General features: G+C 56.5%; 1 protein-coding gene. It reads left to right on the plus strand.

Going from position 1 to position 384, the window contains the following annotated elements; translation table 11 throughout:
- Nucleotides 1-184: 184 nt before the first annotated feature.
- Nucleotides 185-384 (plus strand): hypothetical protein (locus tag AC5ZGW_RS47470; RefSeq protein WP_496114316.1); only part of this gene is annotated, 200 nt, incomplete at its 3' end.

Here is a 384-nt window from a genome sequence, read left to right on the forward strand (position 1 = left end):
TCTTGCACGATTTGAAGCATGCTTTCCGTCGCCGCTCGCTTTCGCGTCTGGCACCAGACAAGAAGGGAACAGTCCCGCTGCTTGGTTCAAAAGTGTAGACCGGACGAAGGCCGGGTTGACGATTGGGGCGCTCCCAATCGCTGTAAATCGCACCTCACTCTTGGCCATGGCGGCAGCTAGCGGCGTGGGCACCGTGGAACTGTGCATAGGCATCTTCGCTTGGGGAGGAATGCGTGGAAATCACCGCGACCTCCTTTTCGCACGCCCTATTGACCCGTGGGTTACTATAGCCGATCAGGTGCGCCGCAATCAGCTAAGCCGCTCTAGTGCCTATGATTCATTTGCAACGCTAAGGACAAATGGCAAGAGCAATCCGATTGCTGG

This window comes from Bradyrhizobium sp. Crot121, from assembly GCF_059512385.1.